Annotated in this window: 17 protein-coding genes and 1 tRNA gene; 11 read left to right on the top strand and 7 right to left on the bottom strand. The window is 62.5% G+C overall.

What is annotated here, in order from left to right; all coding sequences use genetic code 11:
• Positions 1–13 precede the first annotated feature (13 nt).
• The 3 genes from pgsA to uvrY form a co-directional block, all read right to left on the bottom strand.
• Positions 14–562: a CDP-diacylglycerol--glycerol-3-phosphate 3-phosphatidyltransferase gene (pgsA, locus tag HOP59_RS17010; protein ID WP_234254757.1), complete on the bottom strand. Its 549-nt coding sequence runs from the start codon at positions 560–562 to the stop codon at positions 14–16.
• A gap of 67 nt (positions 563–629) precedes the next feature.
• The gene (gene uvrC / locus HOP59_RS17005; RefSeq protein WP_234254756.1) at positions 630–2,444 is read right to left on the bottom strand and encodes an excinuclease ABC subunit UvrC; all 1,815 of its coding nucleotides are present in this window, start codon (positions 2,442–2,444) and stop codon (positions 630–632) included.
• A 24-nt stretch (positions 2,445–2,468) separates the two neighbouring features.
• Positions 2,469–3,122, bottom strand: a complete 654-nt coding sequence (gene uvrY, locus HOP59_RS17000; protein ID WP_010628998.1) for a UvrY/SirA/GacA family response regulator transcription factor — start codon at positions 3,120–3,122, stop codon at positions 2,469–2,471.
• A 251-nt stretch (positions 3,123–3,373) separates the two neighbouring features.
• On the opposite strand from uvrY, the gene HOP59_RS16995 reads away from it, so the two are divergent.
• The 3 genes from HOP59_RS16995 (at position 3,374) to HOP59_RS16985 (ending at position 6,209) form a co-directional block, all read left to right on the top strand.
• Positions 3,374–3,449: transfer RNA gene (locus tag HOP59_RS16995), tRNA-Ala, on the top strand.
• 305 nt (positions 3,450–3,754) lie between these two features.
• Positions 3,755–4,717 (top strand): SDR family oxidoreductase, encoded by a 963-nt coding sequence (locus HOP59_RS16990; protein WP_234254755.1) that lies wholly within the window; start codon positions 3,755–3,757, stop codon positions 4,715–4,717.
• Positions 4,718–4,802: 85 nt separating this feature from the next.
• Positions 4,803–6,209: an amidase gene (locus HOP59_RS16985; RefSeq protein WP_234254754.1), complete on the top strand. Its 1,407-nt coding sequence runs from the start codon at positions 4,803–4,805 to the stop codon at positions 6,207–6,209.
• Positions 6,210–6,231: 22 nt separating this feature from the next.
• Here the strand turns inward: HOP59_RS16985 and HOP59_RS16980 are convergent, their stop codons facing one another.
• Entirely contained in the window at positions 6,232–7,977 is a 1,746-nt protein-coding gene (locus tag HOP59_RS16980) for a putative bifunctional diguanylate cyclase/phosphodiesterase (protein WP_234254753.1), read from the bottom strand.
• 346 nt (positions 7,978–8,323) lie between these two features.
• On the opposite strand from HOP59_RS16980, the gene HOP59_RS16975 reads away from it, so the two are divergent.
• The gene (locus tag HOP59_RS16975) at positions 8,324–10,255 is read left to right on the top strand and encodes a sensor domain-containing diguanylate cyclase (protein WP_141638642.1); all 1,932 of its coding nucleotides are present in this window, start codon (positions 8,324–8,326) and stop codon (positions 10,253–10,255) included.
• Between the two features lie 138 nt (positions 10,256–10,393).
• Here HOP59_RS16975 and HOP59_RS16970 read toward each other — a convergent pair whose 3' ends face one another.
• The 3 genes from HOP59_RS16970 to flgA form a co-directional block, all read right to left on the bottom strand.
• Complete coding sequence (locus tag HOP59_RS16970; protein ID WP_234254752.1) at positions 10,394–10,843, bottom strand: flagella synthesis protein FlgN; 450 nt, start codon at positions 10,841–10,843, stop codon at positions 10,394–10,396.
• Positions 10,840–11,121, bottom strand: coding sequence for a flagellar biosynthesis anti-sigma factor FlgM (gene flgM, locus HOP59_RS16965; protein WP_010628992.1), 282 nt, complete (start codon positions 11,119–11,121; stop codon positions 10,840–10,842). Before flgM ends, HOP59_RS16970 begins: the two co-directional genes overlap by 4 nt.
• 137 nt (positions 11,122–11,258) lie before the next feature.
• A complete protein-coding gene (gene flgA, locus HOP59_RS16960) occupies positions 11,259–11,948 on the bottom strand; it encodes a flagellar basal body P-ring formation chaperone FlgA (RefSeq protein WP_234254751.1) in 690 nt (229 codons plus the stop codon).
• A 183-nt stretch (positions 11,949–12,131) separates the two neighbouring features.
• Between flgA and flgB the strand changes: the two genes are divergently transcribed.
• The 7 genes from flgB (at position 12,132) to HOP59_RS16925 (ending at position 17,556) form a co-directional block, all read left to right on the top strand.
• Positions 12,132–12,545 (top strand): flagellar basal body rod protein FlgB, encoded by a 414-nt coding sequence (gene flgB, locus HOP59_RS16955; RefSeq protein ID WP_234254750.1) that lies wholly within the window; start codon positions 12,132–12,134, stop codon positions 12,543–12,545.
• Positions 12,546–12,576: 31 nt separating this feature from the next.
• Positions 12,577–12,981: a flagellar basal body rod protein FlgC gene (gene flgC, locus HOP59_RS16950; protein WP_010628989.1), complete on the top strand. Its 405-nt coding sequence runs from the start codon at positions 12,577–12,579 to the stop codon at positions 12,979–12,981.
• 5 nt (positions 12,982–12,986) lie between these two features.
• Positions 12,987–13,679 carry a flagellar hook assembly protein FlgD gene (gene flgD, locus HOP59_RS16945; RefSeq protein WP_234254749.1) on the top strand — a complete coding sequence of 231 codons (693 nt, stop codon included), beginning with the start codon at positions 12,987–12,989 and terminating at the stop codon, positions 13,677–13,679.
• 220 nt (positions 13,680–13,899) lie between these two features.
• Positions 13,900–15,180, top strand: coding sequence for a flagellar hook protein FlgE (gene flgE, locus HOP59_RS16940; protein WP_234254748.1), 1,281 nt, complete (start codon positions 13,900–13,902; stop codon positions 15,178–15,180).
• Positions 15,181–15,215: 35 nt separating this feature from the next.
• Positions 15,216–15,971 (top strand): flagellar basal body rod protein FlgF, encoded by a 756-nt coding sequence (locus HOP59_RS16935; RefSeq protein WP_234254747.1) that lies wholly within the window; start codon positions 15,216–15,218, stop codon positions 15,969–15,971.
• Between the two features lie 45 nt (positions 15,972–16,016).
• Positions 16,017–16,799, top strand: a complete 783-nt coding sequence (gene flgG / locus HOP59_RS16930) for a flagellar basal-body rod protein FlgG (RefSeq protein WP_010628985.1) — start codon at positions 16,017–16,019, stop codon at positions 16,797–16,799.
• 64 nt (positions 16,800–16,863) lie between these two features.
• Positions 16,864–17,556: a flagellar basal body L-ring protein FlgH gene (locus tag HOP59_RS16925; protein WP_370542924.1), complete on the top strand. Its 693-nt coding sequence runs from the start codon at positions 16,864–16,866 to the stop codon at positions 17,554–17,556.
• Positions 17,557–17,572 lie beyond the last annotated feature (16 nt).

The following is a 17,572-nucleotide window of genomic DNA, read 5'->3' as shown; positions in this document are numbered from 1 at the left end:
CGCTGCTGTCAGCCTACATGGCGCGGGACAGGTGGGGCCAGGCGGCGCGCAGGTACATCACCATCGACCAGAGCGTCATGATGGCGGCCGCATGCAGGGTCAAAACGCCCAGCAGCGAGAGCTGAGTGCCGGGCGCGAAAGCCAGTAGCAGCAGTAGCGCAATCATCTGCATGGTGGTCTTGGCCTTGCCCAGCCAGGAAACGGCCACTTTGCCGCGCTTGCCCATTTCGGCCATCCATTCGCGCAGCGCCGAAATCACGATCTCACGGCCGATGATCACCAGCGCCGGCAGGGTCAGCCAGATGCTGTCGAAGCGCTCGATCAGCAGCGCCAGGGCTACGGCAACCATCAACTTGTCCGCTACCGGATCGAGAAAGGCGCCGAACGGGGTGGACTGATTCCAGCGACGGGCCAGGTAGCCGTCGAGCCAGTCGGTCACGGAGGCCAGGGCGAACAGGCCGGCCGCCACCGGCATGCTCCAGGAATAGGGAAGGTAGAAGAACACCACCAGCAGCGGGATGAAGGCGATTCTTGCCAGCGTCAGGATGTTGGGGATGTTCATTGACGAGGGGTCCTTGCCTAAGGTCAGGAAAGCCGAAGAGGCCCCATTCTATCTGTACCGGGCGCCATCATCCATGCAAGGAGCGATGAATCGCTTCGGCCAGCGCGTCGCTGATGCCGGGAACCCGGGCCAATTCTTCACGGCTGGCCTGTTTGACCCCCTGCAACCCGCCGAAGAAGCGCAGCAGCTCGCGCCGACGTTTGGGTCCGATGCCGGCAATGCCTTCCAGTGCGGAGCTGCGTCGGGCCTTGTCACGGCGGTTGCGATGTCCGGTGATGGCGAAGCGGTGCGCTTCGTCACGCACGTGCTGGATCAGGTGTAGCCCGGGTGAAGATGCTGGCAGGTCGAGGGTGCGATCGATGGTTTCGATGAACAGGGTCTCGAGGCCGGCCTTGCGAGTGGTGCCCTTGGCCACGCCGAGCAGCAGGATGTTGCCGACTCCCAGCTCGGCAAGGACCTCGCGGGCCAGGTTGAGCTGCCCCTTGCCGCCATCCAGCAGCAGGATGTCGGGAGCGATGCCTTCCCCCTCGGCTAGACGCCGAAAGCGTCTGGTGAGTGCCTGGCGCATGGCGGCGTAGTCGTCGCCTGCGGTTTCACCCTCGATGTTGAAGCGACGGTAATCGGACTTGCGTGGACCATTGCGGTCGAATACTACGCAGGAGGCCACGGTGGCCTCGCCGTGGCTGTGGCTGATATCGAAGCATTCGAGCCGCTCGGGCGGGTCGGGGAGTTCCAGGGCGGTTTGCAAGCTGCTGAATCGCCGCTCGAGTTCGCCCTGGCTGGCCAGTCGGCTGCCGAGCTGCTGTTCGGCATTGGTTCTGGCCAGTTCCAGCCACTGGCTGCGGTGGCCACGCACCCTGTGGGTGACCCGGACGCGCCGCTCGGCGCGACTGCTCAGTGCGCTTTCCAGGATGTCGCTGTCGGGCAGTGGCAGGCTGCCGATCACCTCGCGCGGTATCTCGCGCCCCTGGCCCAGGTAGTACTGACTGACGAACTCGCCCAGCAGCTCGGCGGGATCGAGCCCCAGGCCATTGTCCGGCGCCTGATGGCGAGCGCCCAGTAGCCGCCCCTGACGAACCGCCAGTACGGAGATGCACAGTGCTCCTTCGCGTTCGGCCAGGGCAAAGACGTCGGCGTCGCCGCCTTCCGTGTCGACGAACTGGCGGTGCTGCAGCTGGCGCAGGTGCTGGATCTGGTCGCGCAGGCGGGCTGCATCCTCGAAGGCCAGATTGCGGCTGGCTGTCTCCATGGCCTCGGTCAGCTCCTGGGTGACCTGTTCGCTGCGGCCTTCGAGGCACATTACCGCGTGCTCAAGGTCGCGACGGTAATCGGCTTCACCGATATAGCCCACGCAGGGTGCGCTGCAGCGTCGGATCTGGTACTGCAGGCAGGGGCGCGTGCGATGGGCAAAGACGCTGTCCTCGCAGTTGCGTATGCGAAAGATCTTCTGCATCAGCGACAGGCTTTCACGTACGGCGTTGCTGCTGGGATAGGGGCCGAGGTAGCGGCCGCCCTCATGGCGCCGACGGGCTCGCTTGTACTCGAGCGCCGGGAACGGATGGCGGTCGGTGACGAAGACGAAGGGATAGGACTTGTCGTCGCGCAGCAGGATGTTGTACGGCGGACGCAGCTCCTTGATCAGGGTCTGCTCGAGCAGCAGCGCCTCGATTTCGCTGCGCGTGACCGTCACTTGCACATCGGCGATGCGCGACACCATGGCCTGGGTCTTGGTATTGAGCGCGCCGCGGAAGTAGCTGGCCAAGCGCGCCTTCAGACGCTTGGCCTTGCCGACGTAGAGTGTTTCACCGTGCTCGTCCAGCATGCGGTAGATGCCCGGCGACTGGGTGAGGTTGGCGAGGAACTGGCGTGAATCGAAGCTCATGGTGCTAGGATACCAGACGCTCGCTCAGCTCGTGGGAGTGGTGTCGAACCCCTCTACCAGGCCGTGCTTCAGTCCCAGGTGCGTCAGCTCCACGTCGGTTTCGACACCGAGTTTCTCGAAGATTCGGTAGCGATAGGTGTTGACGGTCTTGGGGCTGAGGAACAGCCGGTCGGAGATCTCCGAGACCCGCTGACAGTTGACGATCATCATGGCGACCTGTAGCTCGCGCTGGGAAAGCTTGTCGAACGGATTTTCCTCGGAGTCGAAGCGCGACAGCACCAGACGCTGGGCGATGTCCGGGCTGATGTAGCGGTGGCCGGCAAAGACGCTGCGAATGGCTTCGACCATGTCCTCCACCTGGGTGTCCTTGCTGATGAACCCCCCGGCACCGGCTTCGAGCATGCGCTGGGCGAAGTTGTCCTCCATGAAGCCGGTCAGGGCCAGAATGCGTACGTCGGCGCTGTTGCGCATGATCTTGCGTGTAGCCTCGAGCCCGCCGATGCCCGGCATGCGCAAGTCCATCAGTACCACGTCCGGCTCGAGCGTGCGGCACAGCGTGACGGCTTCTTCGCCGCTGGCGGCTTCGCCCAGCACTTCTATGTCTTCTTCGTTCTCCAGCAGGCGAGCGAGGCTGGTACGAACCAGGTGATGGTCATCGACAATGAGCACCTTGATCAAGCTGACATTCCTCGTCATTACGGCGGCTGCCGTCAGGCAGGGGCCGCAGGCTCGTGATCGGATTCCGCGATGCTATCGAGTGAACCCACGTAGTCCTGGGCAAGCTTGCCATACTCGCCCGACAAGGGAAATTGAATGAGTATCCGCTTTCCATGGTATTTCTCAACGAAGGCCATCATCAATGTTCAGGTATTGACGGAGCTGCGTGTGGCGAGTAAGATTCGCCTCGTTCTCGCAAGGCGAGTGCACGTGGGGCCTTAGCTCAGCTGGGAGAGCGCAACACTGGCAGTGTTGAGGTCAGCGGTTCGATCCCGCTAGGCTCCACCAACAAGCTTCGACGAATCAGCCGCTTGGCGCATCGCGCCAGGCGGCTTTTTCTTGTGCCCATAAACCCCGAAAAATACCCGTAAAATTCCCTATGCCCTCGACCAAGTCGAGAGGGTGCGTTGCTTCTTTCCGCTCTGCATGCGCCAGGTCTTCGTCCAGCGGGCTTCGTCGTGTTCGCCGCTGCGGCCCTTGGCGATTCGTCGGTTTCTTTCGGTATTGACTACGTTGAGGGCAGGGTGGGCCTGCGTCCCGGCATGTCCGGACGTTGTGGCTCACAGGTTATTCGTCTTCAGGGAGGAAATGGAATGCAGCTGCGAGACTTGCGCAATTCAGTAGTCGTGCTGACAGGGGCTTCCAGCGGTATAGGTCGGGCGACGGCCTACGAGTTTGCCCGCTGTGGGGCGGCGCTGTTCCTGGCCGGGCGTGATCGTCACGCCCTTCACGATGTCGCCGAGACGTGTCATCGCCTGGGCGGTCAGGCGCGTATCGTCGTGGCCGACGTCAGCAACAGCGACGAGATGTCCCGTCTGGCGGAGAGTGCCATCGACCTGGCCGGTCGCATCGATATTTGGGTCAACAACGCTGGGGTCGGAGCGCTGGGACCGTTCGAGGAGGTGCCGCTCGACGTCCACGAGCAGGTGGTGCAGACCGACTTGCTGGGCGGGTTGCGCGGTGCTCATGCGGTGCTACCACACTTCAAGCGCCAGGGCCGCGGCATCCTGATCAACAATATCTCGCTGGGTGGCTGGGCGCCGCAGCCCTATGCCGCTTCCTACAGTGCCGCCAAGTTCGGCCTGCGGGCCTTTGCTGACAGCCTGCGTGGCGAACTCCGGCAGTGGCCCGAGCTGCACGTCTGCAACGTCTATCCTTCCGTCATGGACACGCCGGGGTTCCGTGACGGTGGCAACTTTACCGGCCGTGCGATCAAACCGGTGCCCCCGGTCTACGATCCCCGGCGCACGGCGAAGGCCATCGTGGGGCTGGCCAGGCGTCCGCGTCACAGCGCCTACGTCGGCTTGCCCGCGATACTCTCGCTGCTTGCGCGCTTCGTGCCAGGCTACAGCATTCTCAATGCCGCGCTGGTCGATGGCTCGGTGCGTCGTGCCAGACCAATTCCCCGCTCTTCGGGCAATCTGTTCCAGCCACCCGGGGGGGAGCGTCGGATCGACGGCGGCTATCGCTCATCGAGGCTGCGCCAGGGTGTTCTGGTAGCGGCTTCGGCCACTGCCGCCCTGATGGTGGGGCGCTGGTTGGCAGGGAAGCGCTGAAGGCGTTGCTGTTGCCGTGTGGTTGCGCTGGTGGCCACCTGTTTTCCACAATCAGTAGTGTCTCACTGGAAAAAAGGAGGTTCTTGTGAGCGATACCGATCTGGGTGCCATGGATGCTGGCCAGCTGAGAGAGCTGTTCGAGAGTGGCAAGGCGTCGCCGTTGGAAGCGACACGCGCGGCGCTGGAGCGCATCGAGCGCTTCAACGAAGCTGTCAATGCCTATGTACTGGTCGACAGGGAAGGCGCCGAAGCCGCTGCCGAGGCGTCGAGCAAGCGCTGGCAGGCAGGGCGGCCGCTGAGCGGGTTAGACGGTATTCCCGTGTCGTTGAAGGATTTGACCGAGTCGATCGGTTTGCCGGCGCGCAAAGGGTCGTTGACGGTGTCGGACGCTCCCTGCGAGCAGGACTCTCCACCGGCTCGCATGCTCCGCGAGGCCGGCGCGGTGATTCTGGGCAAGACTAATACCCCGGAGTTCGGTTGGAAGGCCATTACCGACAACCGTGTCTTCGGCGCCACCGCCAATCCGTGGGATACGCGACTGACGCCGGGTGGCTCTTCCGGGGGGGCCGCTGTCGCTGCGGCGCTCAACATGGGTGTGCTGCACCAGGGCGGCGATTCGGGTGGCTCGATCCGCATACCCGCCTCGTTTACCGGCGTGTTCGGCTTCAAACCCACCTTCGGCTGGGTGCCGGAGTGGCCTCGGTCCAAAGAGCCGACGCTCTCCCACCTTGGGCCGCTGACGCGAACCGTGGCCGATGCGGTGCGCATGCTGAACGTGATGGGGCGCTACGATTATCGTGATCCCTACGCCCTGCGCGGTCAGCCTGTCGATTGGGGGGAGGAGCTGGGTCAGGATATCGAGGGCATGCGCATCGCCTTTTCGCCTACCCTGGGCTATGCCCGGGTGGAGCCGGAGGTGGCCGAGTGCGTGCGTCAGGCCGCCCATCGTCTGGAAGCGCTGGGGGCTGTGGTGGAGGAGGTCGATCCCGGCTTCGAATTGCCTATCCGCATCTTCAATACTCTTTGGTTCACCGCTTCGCTTGCCGTCTATCGCGAGCACAATGAACGCCAGCGACGGCTGCTGGACAGTGGCCTGGTGTCGGATGCGAAGCGGGCGGAGCGGCTCAGTGCACTTGACATGTTCTATGCGCTCAGGGACCGGGCGCGGCTGACGGAGGGGCTCGAGCACTTCAACCAGCGCTATCACCTGGTGATGACACCTTCGGTGGCAGTGCGCCCCTTCCCCCTTCATCACGATGTGCCGCCGGGCAGTGGCATGCGCGACTGGGCGGAGTGGGCGCCGTTTTCCTATCCCTTCAATCTCAGCCAGCAGCCGGCCGCTTCCATTCCCTGCGGCTTCACGCCGGATGGTCTGCCGGTCGGTTTCCAGTTGGCCGGTGGCAAGCATGACGACGCACGCGTGCTGCGCGTCAGCCAGGCTTACCTGGCGGCCTACCCACCCACCTTTCCCGAGCGGCCGAAGCAGGTGTGAGAGCGATCCGAGGAGTGACGTGTCACTCCTCGGGAGGCTGGTGTTCGGTGAGCCATGCTGACAACGCTTTGGCGCTCATGGCGGGGCAGTACAGGTCGCCCTGGACCAGGCGAGCGGAGGTGGCTTCCATGTCGGTCGCTACCGTTTCGTCATCGACGCCGACGATCACAGGCTCGATGCCGAGGGAGTTGAGCATGCGGCATGATGCCTCGACCAAGCGTCTTCCATCGCGATGCGCGCGTGCCAGCCGTGCGTCGACGGTCGCTTTGTGAAAGGGCAACCGCGACAGCCAGGCAATATCCACCGGGGTGCTACCGAGCTCCTCGACGGCAAGGCGAATGCCGAGCTGTTCGAGCCGCTTGAGCATGTGGGCGGCCATGTCCAGGTCGTTGCCCAGTCCCTGGGCGGGCACCTTGAGGGTCAACCAATCGAATGACGTCGTGCCCAGATGCCTCAGGAAATGGTCCAGGGGACGACTATCGAAGGTGTCTTGCGCCAGGTGTGCCTCGCACAGGTGCAGAGAGATCGGCAGTTGGGCCAGGGGCGAGGCACCGTCGCTCCACTGGCGATGGTCGGCGATGACCGCCTGGATCATCCAGCGGTTGAGGCGAACGCCGAGCCCCAGCCGTGCAATCACGTCGAGGTAATGGTTTGGTGATTGTTGCCAGCGTTCGGGATGCTTCCAGTGCAGCATGGCTTCCAGGCCGGTACAACGCAGCGAGTTGCGATCGAACTCCGGCTGGTAGTGCAGCGCGAAATGCCGGCCCGGCAGGTGGATGGCTTCGCTCAACTGACTCTCGAGCCGGTACTTCTCTTTCAGGCGTGAGGTCAGGCGGTGGTCGACGAAGGCCAGTCGCCCAGGTCCCTTCTTGCGAGCCATGAACATGGCGCTGCGCGCAGCCTGGATCAGTGTCTCGACATCCTCTGCATCGCCAGGGTACAGCGCTACACCGATCGAAGAGGTCAGCAGCAGGTATCGATCCTCGCTGGTGAAAGGTGGCTCCAGGGCCTCCTGCAGACGCTCCGCCACGACCTGGGCTGCCTCGGCGGTACCGTCCTTCTCCAGTAGCACCACGAATTGGTCGCTGCCGAGTCGGGCTAGGGTGTCCTTGCTGCGTACCTCTTGCTGCAGCCGTCGGGCGATCTCGCCCAGTATGCGGTCCCCTTCGATATGCCCCACCGCATCATTGATCGCCTTGAAGCGGTCGATATCGATGAACAGCAGGGCGAGCGTAGTGTCGACACGCTCTGCCTGGGCCAGGGCGTGGTCGAGGCGATCCCGTAGCAGCAGCCAGTTGGGCAGACCGGTCATCGGGTCGATGTGTATCCAGTGGTGGTCGTCCAGCAGCTCGCCACTCGGGGTGGTGAAGCGCACGAAAGAGTAGAGGCGGCCGCGCGGGTTGCTTCGTTCGTCGAGCAGAGTGTCGACCAGCATCAGAACCGGTACCGACTCGCCGTCGCTCTGACGGCACAGTACTTCCTGTTGCCAGGAGAGTGCCGTGGCCTGGGCGCTGTCTCCCGAGGTGGGGAGGCGCGAAAATGGGCGCAGGGAAACGAAAAAATGCTCGATCGGCCAGCCGGTCGTCTCTGCTCTGTCGCTGCCGGCGATACGGCAGAAGGCGTCGTTGACCATCGTGATGCGCCCGTCGGCATCGGTGATGACCATGCCGGTCTGGCTCTGCTCGAAGGCATCCTTCACCAGCCGGGCGGGGTGCTGGGCTAAGGGCTTGGCCTGTTTGCCCGGTGGGCGGTTACCGTGATGGTTCATTTATGTGTTGTCACCAATGTGTTCCTGCTTTGGAGTTATATCGTCCTCATGGGACTGAACTTGAGGGCGTGAGGCCTTCCGTTGAGAGGGAAAATACGTCATTGGGTAACATTGTTCGATCTTCCCTCAAGGCTCAAGTTCGCTTTGGATGTGCCGATAAGAGAGAAATAGAAATCTGCTTCCCAATACGCGGGGCTGCCAGGGGAAGGCGGCACAACCTGTCTGATCGGCACGGCAGGCGCCATCCACCTTGACTGAGGACATATACTTGCACGTACCGGCGCGTATCGGGGTTCTGGCTCGCTCGATCTGCTCGCTACAGGGGCGTCTGCTGGCGGGCCTGGCCATGACCTGGTTGGTCATCGTTGGTCTGGTTCTGCTGCTGGCCTGGCAGTTCGGCAAGGGGCTCGTCGACGATGCCAATCTGGCGCATCTGCGTTACGAATCGCAGCTGATTGCCAACGATCTCTCCGAGGAGGTCGAGCGCAGGCTGCGTGCCTTGGAGCGGCTCGAGCAGGGGTTGCGTAATGTAGCGGCAAACGAGGTGCCGGCACGGCTGGAGAACGCCCAGGTATTGCTGGAATGGTTCGAGGGGCTGATGGTCGCCGATGCCGATGGGCGTGTCGTGGCCGATTGGCCCATCGTGCCGGGTCGCTCAGGGCTGGAAACCGCAACGACGGAGTATTTCCGCATGCTGCGCCATTCGCCCTGGCCCTATGTGAGTCAGCCGTTCACCGGCCGGGCCAGCGGTGACTCTCTGGTGTTGATGCTGGTACCTCGCTTCGACGAACAAGGCGCCTTCAATGGCGTGGTAGGGGGGATGATCAACCTCACCCATGGTGGTCTTTTTCGCCGCCTCGAGGAGATTCGGCTGGGCGATGCCGGCTATGTATCGGTCTTCACTGCCGCCGGTGAAGCGCTTTTTCATCCCCGTCGCGTCCGGGCATCGGCGTCTGGTCGGTCATTGGCGAGCGACACCGACACTTTGCAGAAGGCGCTGGATGGCTGGCAGGGGGAAGCCATTGGGTCGAGCGGGGAGGGCATTGCGATGCTGATGGCCTATCGCCAGATTTGGCCGGCAAACTGGATCGTCAAGGTAGCCATTCCTCAAGCCCAGGTTCAAGAGCCGCTGGGCGACTTTCTGGCACGCTTGTGGTGGGCCTGGCTGGTTCTGGCCATCTTGATGCTGATTACCATGCGCTGGTTGGTTAGGCGGCTGCTAAGGCCCCTGCATCGTCTGGAGCGGCAGATTGCGCAGGTCGGCGCGGGAGAGCGGCGCTATCTCGAGCTCTCGACCAGCATGCACGAGCTGCGCCAAGTGGCCGGCAGCTTCAACCGTCTGGAGCATGAGCGGCTTGCAGCCCTGGAGCATCTGCGCGATCGTCAGGCTTTTCTCGATGCCGTACTCGGCTCGACGCCCATCGGCATGTTCGTGGCGGACCTGGAAGGGCGTCTCAATTATCTGAACCCGGCGCTGCTCGAGCTGCTTGGCCTCGAAGAGACGCATGAAGCTCGCGACTGGTGGGAGCGAATCCACCCCGATGACCGTCGTGGCACCGAGGACATGTGGCGCTACACCTTGACCACCGGCAGCGACTTCGTACGCCAGCTGCGCTTCCTGCACCCCGACGGCGTGACGCTGTGGGTCGAGGTTCACGCCAGCCAGGTGCTGGGCAATGATCAGCCGCTGGGCTTCGTGGGCATGGCCAAGGACATTACCGAACGGCGGCAGCAGGAGGCGCTGCAACGCTGGGAGGCTGAGCACGATCCGCTGACGGGGCTGCTCAATCGGCGCGGGTTCGAACGGCGTCTGGAAGAGGCGCTGGCCGAGTACTCCAAGACTGGCACCCCCTCCGTGCTGATCCTGTTCGATCTCGACCACTTCAAGCCGATCAATGACGAAGGCGGTCACGCCCTGGGTGACGAGATGCTGCGGCGCGTCGCTCAAGTGGTGGCGTGGGAGGTGCGGCGCAGCGACCATGTCGCCCGCCAGGGTGGGGATGAGTTTGCCGTGCTGTTACCCAGCTGCACGCTCAAGCAGGCGGGAGAAATCGCCGAGTCGCTGCGGCGCGCCGTTTCCGAGGTCACCGTTAGCAACGCCGGCAAGACCTACAGCATCACGTTGAGTATGGGGGTCACGTCACTTCGGGAGGGCGATGACTCTATCGAGTCCGTATTCGCGCGAGCCGATCAGGCCAGCTACCAGGCCAAGGCCGACGGTCGCAACTCCGTGGTAGTCACCGCCTCGGACGACGATCTGATCGATAGCCTGTGGTGAAGTGGCCTGTAGTGATGGGGAGGCTAGTGGTGATGTGCAGGCATGACGCCCGTATGCAACATATGGACGGTTTCACGGGCGGACGGGAGCTAAGGGCAAGTAAATTGCGAAGACGAAAAGGTCGCCGCTACTGGCGTATCAGACCGAGGCGTTGATGCGCCCTGCCTGTGCCGCGACACGACCGCTGGCGCGGTACACGGTCTTCTCTGCGGCCTGATGAATGAAGTCGAGCAGGCGTGTGTTCTGCTCCATGCGCAAGGCAACGAGCTCGCCGTTCAGCGTATTGAGGCGCTGAGCTTCGCGGGTCATTTCCAGCGTCTGCATCCAGGCCTCTTCGCAGCCTGCATCCAGCGCTGCCTGATGGGCGCCCGCGGCACCATCGGCATAGCCCAGACGGTGCTGAACGCCTTGGCGTAGCTTTTCGCTCGCTTCCAGGCGGGCCAGCAGCGCTTGCTTGCGCTGGGCAACTTCGGCGAGGGTCTCGCTTTCGATACTGGCGCTGGCCAGCAGTGCTCGTTCGCGCATGAGCAGTTCGGTGAACTCGCTCAGACGCTGCTGCTGTTCCATCAGAAGCTTGGCCAGACTCATGCCTTGCGACTCTCGGCAGACAAGGATTCGATCAGCGAATCGGCTATGCGCTCGGCACGGATCTCCAGACGACCCTCGCGGATGGCTTCGCGAATTTCCTCGACACGCGCCTTGTCGATATCGCGGGAGGCATCGGTAGCCTTCTGACTCAGATGCGTGGCAGCCGAAGGACCGGGGTCCTGCTGCCCCGAGGGGGTGGCGCCCTTGACCGGTTGAGCTTCCTCGCGCGGTTGTGTCTGGGTCGGGCGAGTCAGGGGGTTCTGGTTGTTGATCTTCACGTTAATGGCCTCATGACCGAATGCTTTTACCTGCTATCGGCAGGGCGAGGGATAACTTTAGGCCTAATTTTTCGGCACGCGTTTCCCGGGCGAAGCTGCCCATACCCGTTCGGGAGCTCGAGGTGCGACGGCCCATGTCAGAAGTCTACGACAAGGGTGCCTTCTCCGACCACCTCGGCAGTCATGATCTCGCGGCTGTCGAAACGAACCCGAATACGATCGCCAAGCGCGCCAGGCTCCAGTGCTTGCCCCTCGCGGGCGATGCGAAACCCGCTTCCCCGGGCCTCGACCACCACCCGCTGATTTCTCTCCACCAGCGGCAGGCTGCGGAACTGATGCTCCAGCAGCGGCTGCCTTGGGCTGAGCGCCCGCGTTGCCACTTGCCCGACGATCCGGTCGATCTCGAGCAGGGTGCGGTTCGGTAGTTCGGCCAGATTCCCCGACTGCATGACCAGATGCTCACGCCGCACCGTCTCTCCGGCAGCGAGGGGGGTGTCGAGCACGGGGTATTCGCCGATCACGCCGACTTCGGCCTGCAGGTAGCGCACCTGGCGGCCATCGTCGCCGCAGCGTACGCCGACGGAAATGCGGCCCAGCGGCACTTCGCCGGGGCGTGTCAGGAAGGGGGCGGGCGATTCGCAGGTGGGTAGCCGTGCGGAAGGAGGGCGTAGCTCGATGATGAGTTCATCGCCCAGCGCGCTGGCCTGCTCATGGAGAAAGCCGTGCACGGCTTGCAGCAGTTCGCCGTCGTCGGCCGAAGCGGCCGGCAGCGACAGCAGGCCGGCCAGCAGTGTCGGTAGCAGCAGGACTAAGCGGGTAAGGCGCATGAGGCGGGGCCATCCAGCATGGGTAATGGCAGGATTCTAGCTGGCCCCGATGGGCTGAAACAGCGGAAATGAGCGAGGAAAAGGGGCCTGTTTCTGCCATTGATGTGACAAGCGCGTCGTTACTCTTCAACCTCAAGAAGTTCCGTATGTCTTCAATCAGGATTTCGCACGGGGAGCGCCGGCATGATCGATCAGCTCGAGGCCGCCTTTAATTACCACCAGCAGGCGCTGGGGCTACGCCAGCAGCGCCACCAGGTGCTGGCGAGCAACATCGCCAACGCCGATACACCCAACTACAAGGCCCGCGACTTCGACTTCGCCAGCGAACTCAAGAAGGCGGTCGAGCAGGGGCGTACGTCCAGCGGTGGACTCTCGCTGGCGCGTACCTCCGAGCGCCATCTGGCGGGGCAGGGCATGTCGGCGTCCAGGCAGGAGCTGCTCTACCGCATACCCGACCAGCCCAGTCTGGACGGCAACACCGTGGACATGGATCGCGAACGTACCCAGTTCGCCGACAACGCGGTGCGCTACCAGGCAGCACTGACCATCATGAACAGCCGGATCCAGGGGCTGAAGAACGCCATGCAGCCGGAATAACAGGCCGGATCAAAGGAAGAGAGATCTTACCATGTCGATGTTTTCCGTGTTCGATATCGCCGGCTCGGCCATGAGCGCCCAGTCCCAGCGCATGAACGTCACCGCCAGTAACCTGGCCAATGCCGACAGCGTGGCCGGCCCCGACGGTCAGGCCTATCGTGCCAAGCAGGTGCTGTTCGAGTCGCGCCTGGGGGGGCACGGCATCGGCGGTGTGGGCGTGCGTGAGGTGGTCGAGGACCCTTCGCCCATGCGTATGGAGTATCGTCCCGAGCATCCGCTGGCCAACGAAGAGGGCTACGTGACGATGCCCAACGTCGAGCCGGTCCATGAAATGGTCAACATGATTTCGGCCTCGCGCTCCTACCAGGCCAATGTGGAAGTGATGAACACGAGCAAGCAGATGATGCTCAAGACACTGACTCTGGGTGAGGGCTGATCGACATGTCCAACACTATCGATGCCAACGTCGTCTCGCGCTTGAATCAGGGTGGGCCCTCCTCTCGCGACGCCAGCCAGTCGGCCGAGCTGCGCAACAACTTCATGACCCTGCTGATCGCCCAGATGCAGCACCAGGATCCGCTCAATCCCATGGACAACCATGAGATGACCACACAGCTGGCCCAGATCAACACGGTCAGCGGCATCGAGGATCTCAACAAGACCTTGAAGGGCATCACCGAGCAGATGAACGCCGGCCAGATGCTGCAGGCTACTGCGCTGATCGGCCAGGGCGTGCTGGTGCCGGGCGATCGTCTGTTGCTAGAGCATGGCGAGGAGGGTGAGCTGCACACCACCCCGTTCGGCATCGAGCTGCCCCAGTCGGCTGACAACGTGAGTGTGGTGATCACCAGTGCCAGTGGCCAAGTGACCAACCGCTACGATATCGGGCCGGTCAAGGCGGGGGTCGAGTCGTTCACCTGGGACGGCCGTACCAGTGAGGGCGAGGCAGCCGCCTCGGGTTCTTACAGAGTGCGCGTCGAAGCCACCAGCGACGGCAAGGCGGTCAACGCCAGCACCCTTAACTACGCCGTGGTCGGCGGTGTGACGCCGCCGGACAAGAACGGTGGTGTGAAGCTCGACCTGGGCGCCATCTATGGCCAGGTCGGGCTCGATCAGATCAAGCAGATTCTTTGAATCATTATTCAATAACACAGCATAAAGGAAGTGCTGAACGAATAGCCGAGCGGGATGTAGCGCAAGGCGCACGGAGCACAGGAACCGGAGCATATGGGGTATATGTGAGGATTCCGAGCACCGCGCAACGCAGCGATTCGCTCGCGCAGGCATTCGTGCAGTGCTTACTAATAGAACCGCGCATAGCGGCACATTCAGCCGGTAAGCAGAGGAACGAAACATGAGTTTTTCACAAGCACTGAGTGGTTTGAACGCCCAGTCCCAAAGGTTGGGTACTATCGGCAACAACATTGCCAACTCTCAGACCGTGGGCTTCAAGGGCTCTAGCGTCCAATTCTCCGATGTCTTTGCCAACTCCAAAGTGGGTTTGGGCACCAGGGTGTCGTCGGTGTTGCAGAACTTTGGCGAAGGCAACATCGAGTCCACCAACCGTGGCCTTGATCTGGCAATAGCTGGCGAAGGATTCTTCCGCTATATGGATGCCAGCGGCGAGGTTGTCTACTCGCGTAACGGCCAGCTCACCATGAGGTCCAATGGTGATCTGATCAATGCCCAGGGTTACCAAATCATGGGTTATGGCCTGAATGCCCAAGGACAAGTGCAGGTAGGTGGCCAACCGGTGCCCTTGAACGTGGCAGCCGATGAAATGGCGGCAAGAGCGACCAGCAGCGTGTCATCAATTCTCAATCTCGATGCCCGAAAGGTGGCTGGAGAGGATGCGAGTCAGGTGGAAGTGATCACTGACATGAGTGATCCGGACAATCCTGCTAATCGCCAAGAGCTCAACTATCACTACTCTAACAACTTCACCATTTACGACTCGCTCGGTAATCCGCGTAACATCACTGTCTACTACGAGAAGGTGGGAGCCAACTCGTGGAATGCCAAAGTAGCGATGGATGGCTATTACGACGAAGCCAATGACTTCAGCATTAACTTCAACGCGAATGGCACCATTAGCCAGATATTTGACAACAACGGCGATGCAATTGCCACCAATGCCCTGAGGCTGGAGTTCGCAAGCGACGACACGACCCCTCTCGGTGGCGCTCCGGTCCCCCTTGATTTCCAGTTCAACTTGGCAGGTACCACTCAGTTCGGTAACACCTCGACTAGCAGTCAGCTGGTTCAGGACGGCTATACCTCGGGCAGCTTCGTCGGTATCACCATCCAGGAGGACGGTACCGTCATGCGCAACTACTCAAACGAGCAGTCGCGCCCCGCCGGCCAGATTGCCTTGGTCAGCTTCCGTAACCCCGAGGGTCTGGTGCCGGCTGGTGACAACGTATGGCGCGCTTCCAACGAATCCGGCCAGGAGCTGGTTGGCGCTCCTGGAAGCGGCCTTCTGGGCAGCATCGTTTCCGGTGCGGTGGAGACTTCCAACGTCGACATGGCCCGTGAGCTGGTCAACATGATCGTGGCGCAGCGGGCCTATCAAGCCAACTCGCAGACCATCAAGACCCAGGACGAGCTCCTGCAAACCGCCATCAACCTGCGCTAAACGCTTTGATGCCAAGCGCCAAGGGAGCCTGAGTCATGGACCGCATCCTTTATACCGCCATGAGCGGGGCCAAGCAGACCATGGATCAGCAGGCGGTGGTCAGCCACAACCTGGCCAACGTCTCGACCAGCGGCTTTCGCGCCCAGCTGCATGCCATGCGTGCAGTGCCGGTGCAGGGCGAAGCAGCACTGCCGACCCGCGTGTCGGTAGCTGCCACCACCCCGGGCAGCGACTTCAGCCCGGGCCCCATCACCCGCACAGGGCGCGAACTGGACGTGGCCCTTGAGGCCGACTCCTGGCTTGCCGTGCAGGCAGACGACGGCAGTGAGGCCTATACCCGCCGCGGCGATCTCCAAGTGGACGGCGATGGCCTGGTGACAGTGGTGGGGCGCCCGGTGATCGGTGAGGGTGGCCCCATCATCGTACCGCTGGGGTCGAGTGTCACCGTCGGCGCCGATGGCACCCTGAGCGCCATTGGTGAAGGCGAGGGCCCCGAGGCCCTGGTCGACGTAGGCAGGCTCAAGCTGGTCACGCCGGAGCAAGCACTGCTGCGTGGTGACGACGGCCTGTTTCGTATGCCGCCCAACGCTGAGGGTGAGGTAGTGGTGCTGGAGGCCGACGACGATGCGCGTCTTGCCAGCGGTGCGCTGGAAGGCAGCAACGTCAGTGCGGTGGAGGCCATGGTTGCCATGATCGACGTGGCCCGGCGCTACGAGATGCAGATGAAGGTTATCAGCACCGCCGACGAAAACGCCCAGCGGGCCAACAATTTGCTTTCCATCCAAGGCTGACGGCTCCGAGCGAGCCGAGGTCCGTAGGGTCGAGGAAAAAGAAACATGATCAAGTCACTGTGGACGGCCAAGACCGGCCTGGAATCCCAGCAGGTCAAGCTGGATGTCATCTCCAACAACCTGGCCAACGTCAGCACCAACGGCTTCAAGCGCTCGCGGGCGGTATTCGAGGATCTGCTCTATCAGAACCTGCGTCAGCCCGGTGCTCAGAATGACGTGCAGAATCGCTTGCCCTCGGGCATGCAGGTGGGTACCGGGGTGCGCCCGGTTGCGACCGAGCGTCTGCATACCCAGGGCGGTCTCGAACAGACCGACAATTCGCGGGACCTGGCGATCAGCGGCAACGGTTTCTTCCAGGTCCTGATGCCGGATGGTTCCACCGCCTATACCCGCGATGGCAGCTTTCAGCTCAACGAGAACGGCCAGATGGTAACGGCCAACGGCTATCCGCTGGAGCCGGCCATCATCATTCCCGAAAACGCTCTGTCGATCTCCATCGGCGAGGACGGCATCGTCTCCGTAACTCAGCCGGGCGTGAACCAGGCGCTCGAAGTGGGCCAGATCACCGTTTCCACTTTCGTCAATGCGACCGGTCTCGAGAGCATCGGGGGCAATCTCTACCTGGAAACCACTTCGTCCGGTCCGCGGAACGAAACCATGCCGGGAATGAACGGTGCCGGCAGGCTGTTCCAGGGCTACGTGGAAACCTCCAACGTCAACGTGGTGGAGGAAATGGTCAGCATGATCCAGACCCAGCGTGCCTATGAAATCAACAGCCGAGCGGTGCAGACCAGCGACGAGATGTTGGCGCGCCTGAGCCAGCTCTGATCCTGTCATCAATGAAAGACCCTGGCGCGAAACGCACTGCCGGAAGCGAGAGACAATGAAAGTGATGGGAAGATCGGCCGCACGTGTGGCCATCGCGGCGGTAGCCATGGCGGTGTTGGCACTGGGTGGTTGTGCTCAGGTGCCTCGCGCCTCGGTGGTCGGCGAGCAGGAGCAGATATTTATCACCGAGCCACCGCCTCGGGCGGCCAACGGCTCCATCTACCAGGCTCAGCGTGGCTCGCAGCCGCTGTTCGAGGATCGCCGTCCGCGCATGGTGGGCGATATTCTCACTATCGTATTGGACGAGCAGGTCAGCGCCAGCAAGAACTCGCAGTCCAACATGAGTCGCAACGGTTCGGCGGAGCTAGACATTTCAGCCCTACCCGATGTGCTGGAACGGCTGGCCGCGCAGGGTATCGATCTTTCCGGCAGCATGTCAGGCACCAGCGCCTTCAACGGTGGTGGCGGCTCCCAGGCCAGCAACAGCATGACCGGCACCATCACCGTGTCGGTGCTCGAGGTGATGCACAACGGCAATCTGCGAGTGCGCGGCGAGAAGCAGATCGCCATCAATCAGGGCGTGGAGTTCATCCGTTTCTCCGGCGTGGTCAATCCGCGCACCATCACCGGCCAGAATACCGTACCTTCCACGTCCGTGGCCGATGCGCGAATCGAGTACGTAGGCAACGGCTATATCAGTGAAGCGCAGCATATGGGTTGGCTGCAGCGCTTCTTCCTCAATATTTCGCCTTTCTGATCGGGCGAGGCGACCA

The sequence above is a fragment of the Billgrantia aerodenitrificans genome (assembly GCF_021404405.1).
Classification (GTDB): Bacteria; Pseudomonadota; Gammaproteobacteria; order Pseudomonadales; family Halomonadaceae; genus Halomonas; species Halomonas aerodenitrificans.
This window is presented reverse-complemented; position numbering and strand designations above follow the sequence as displayed.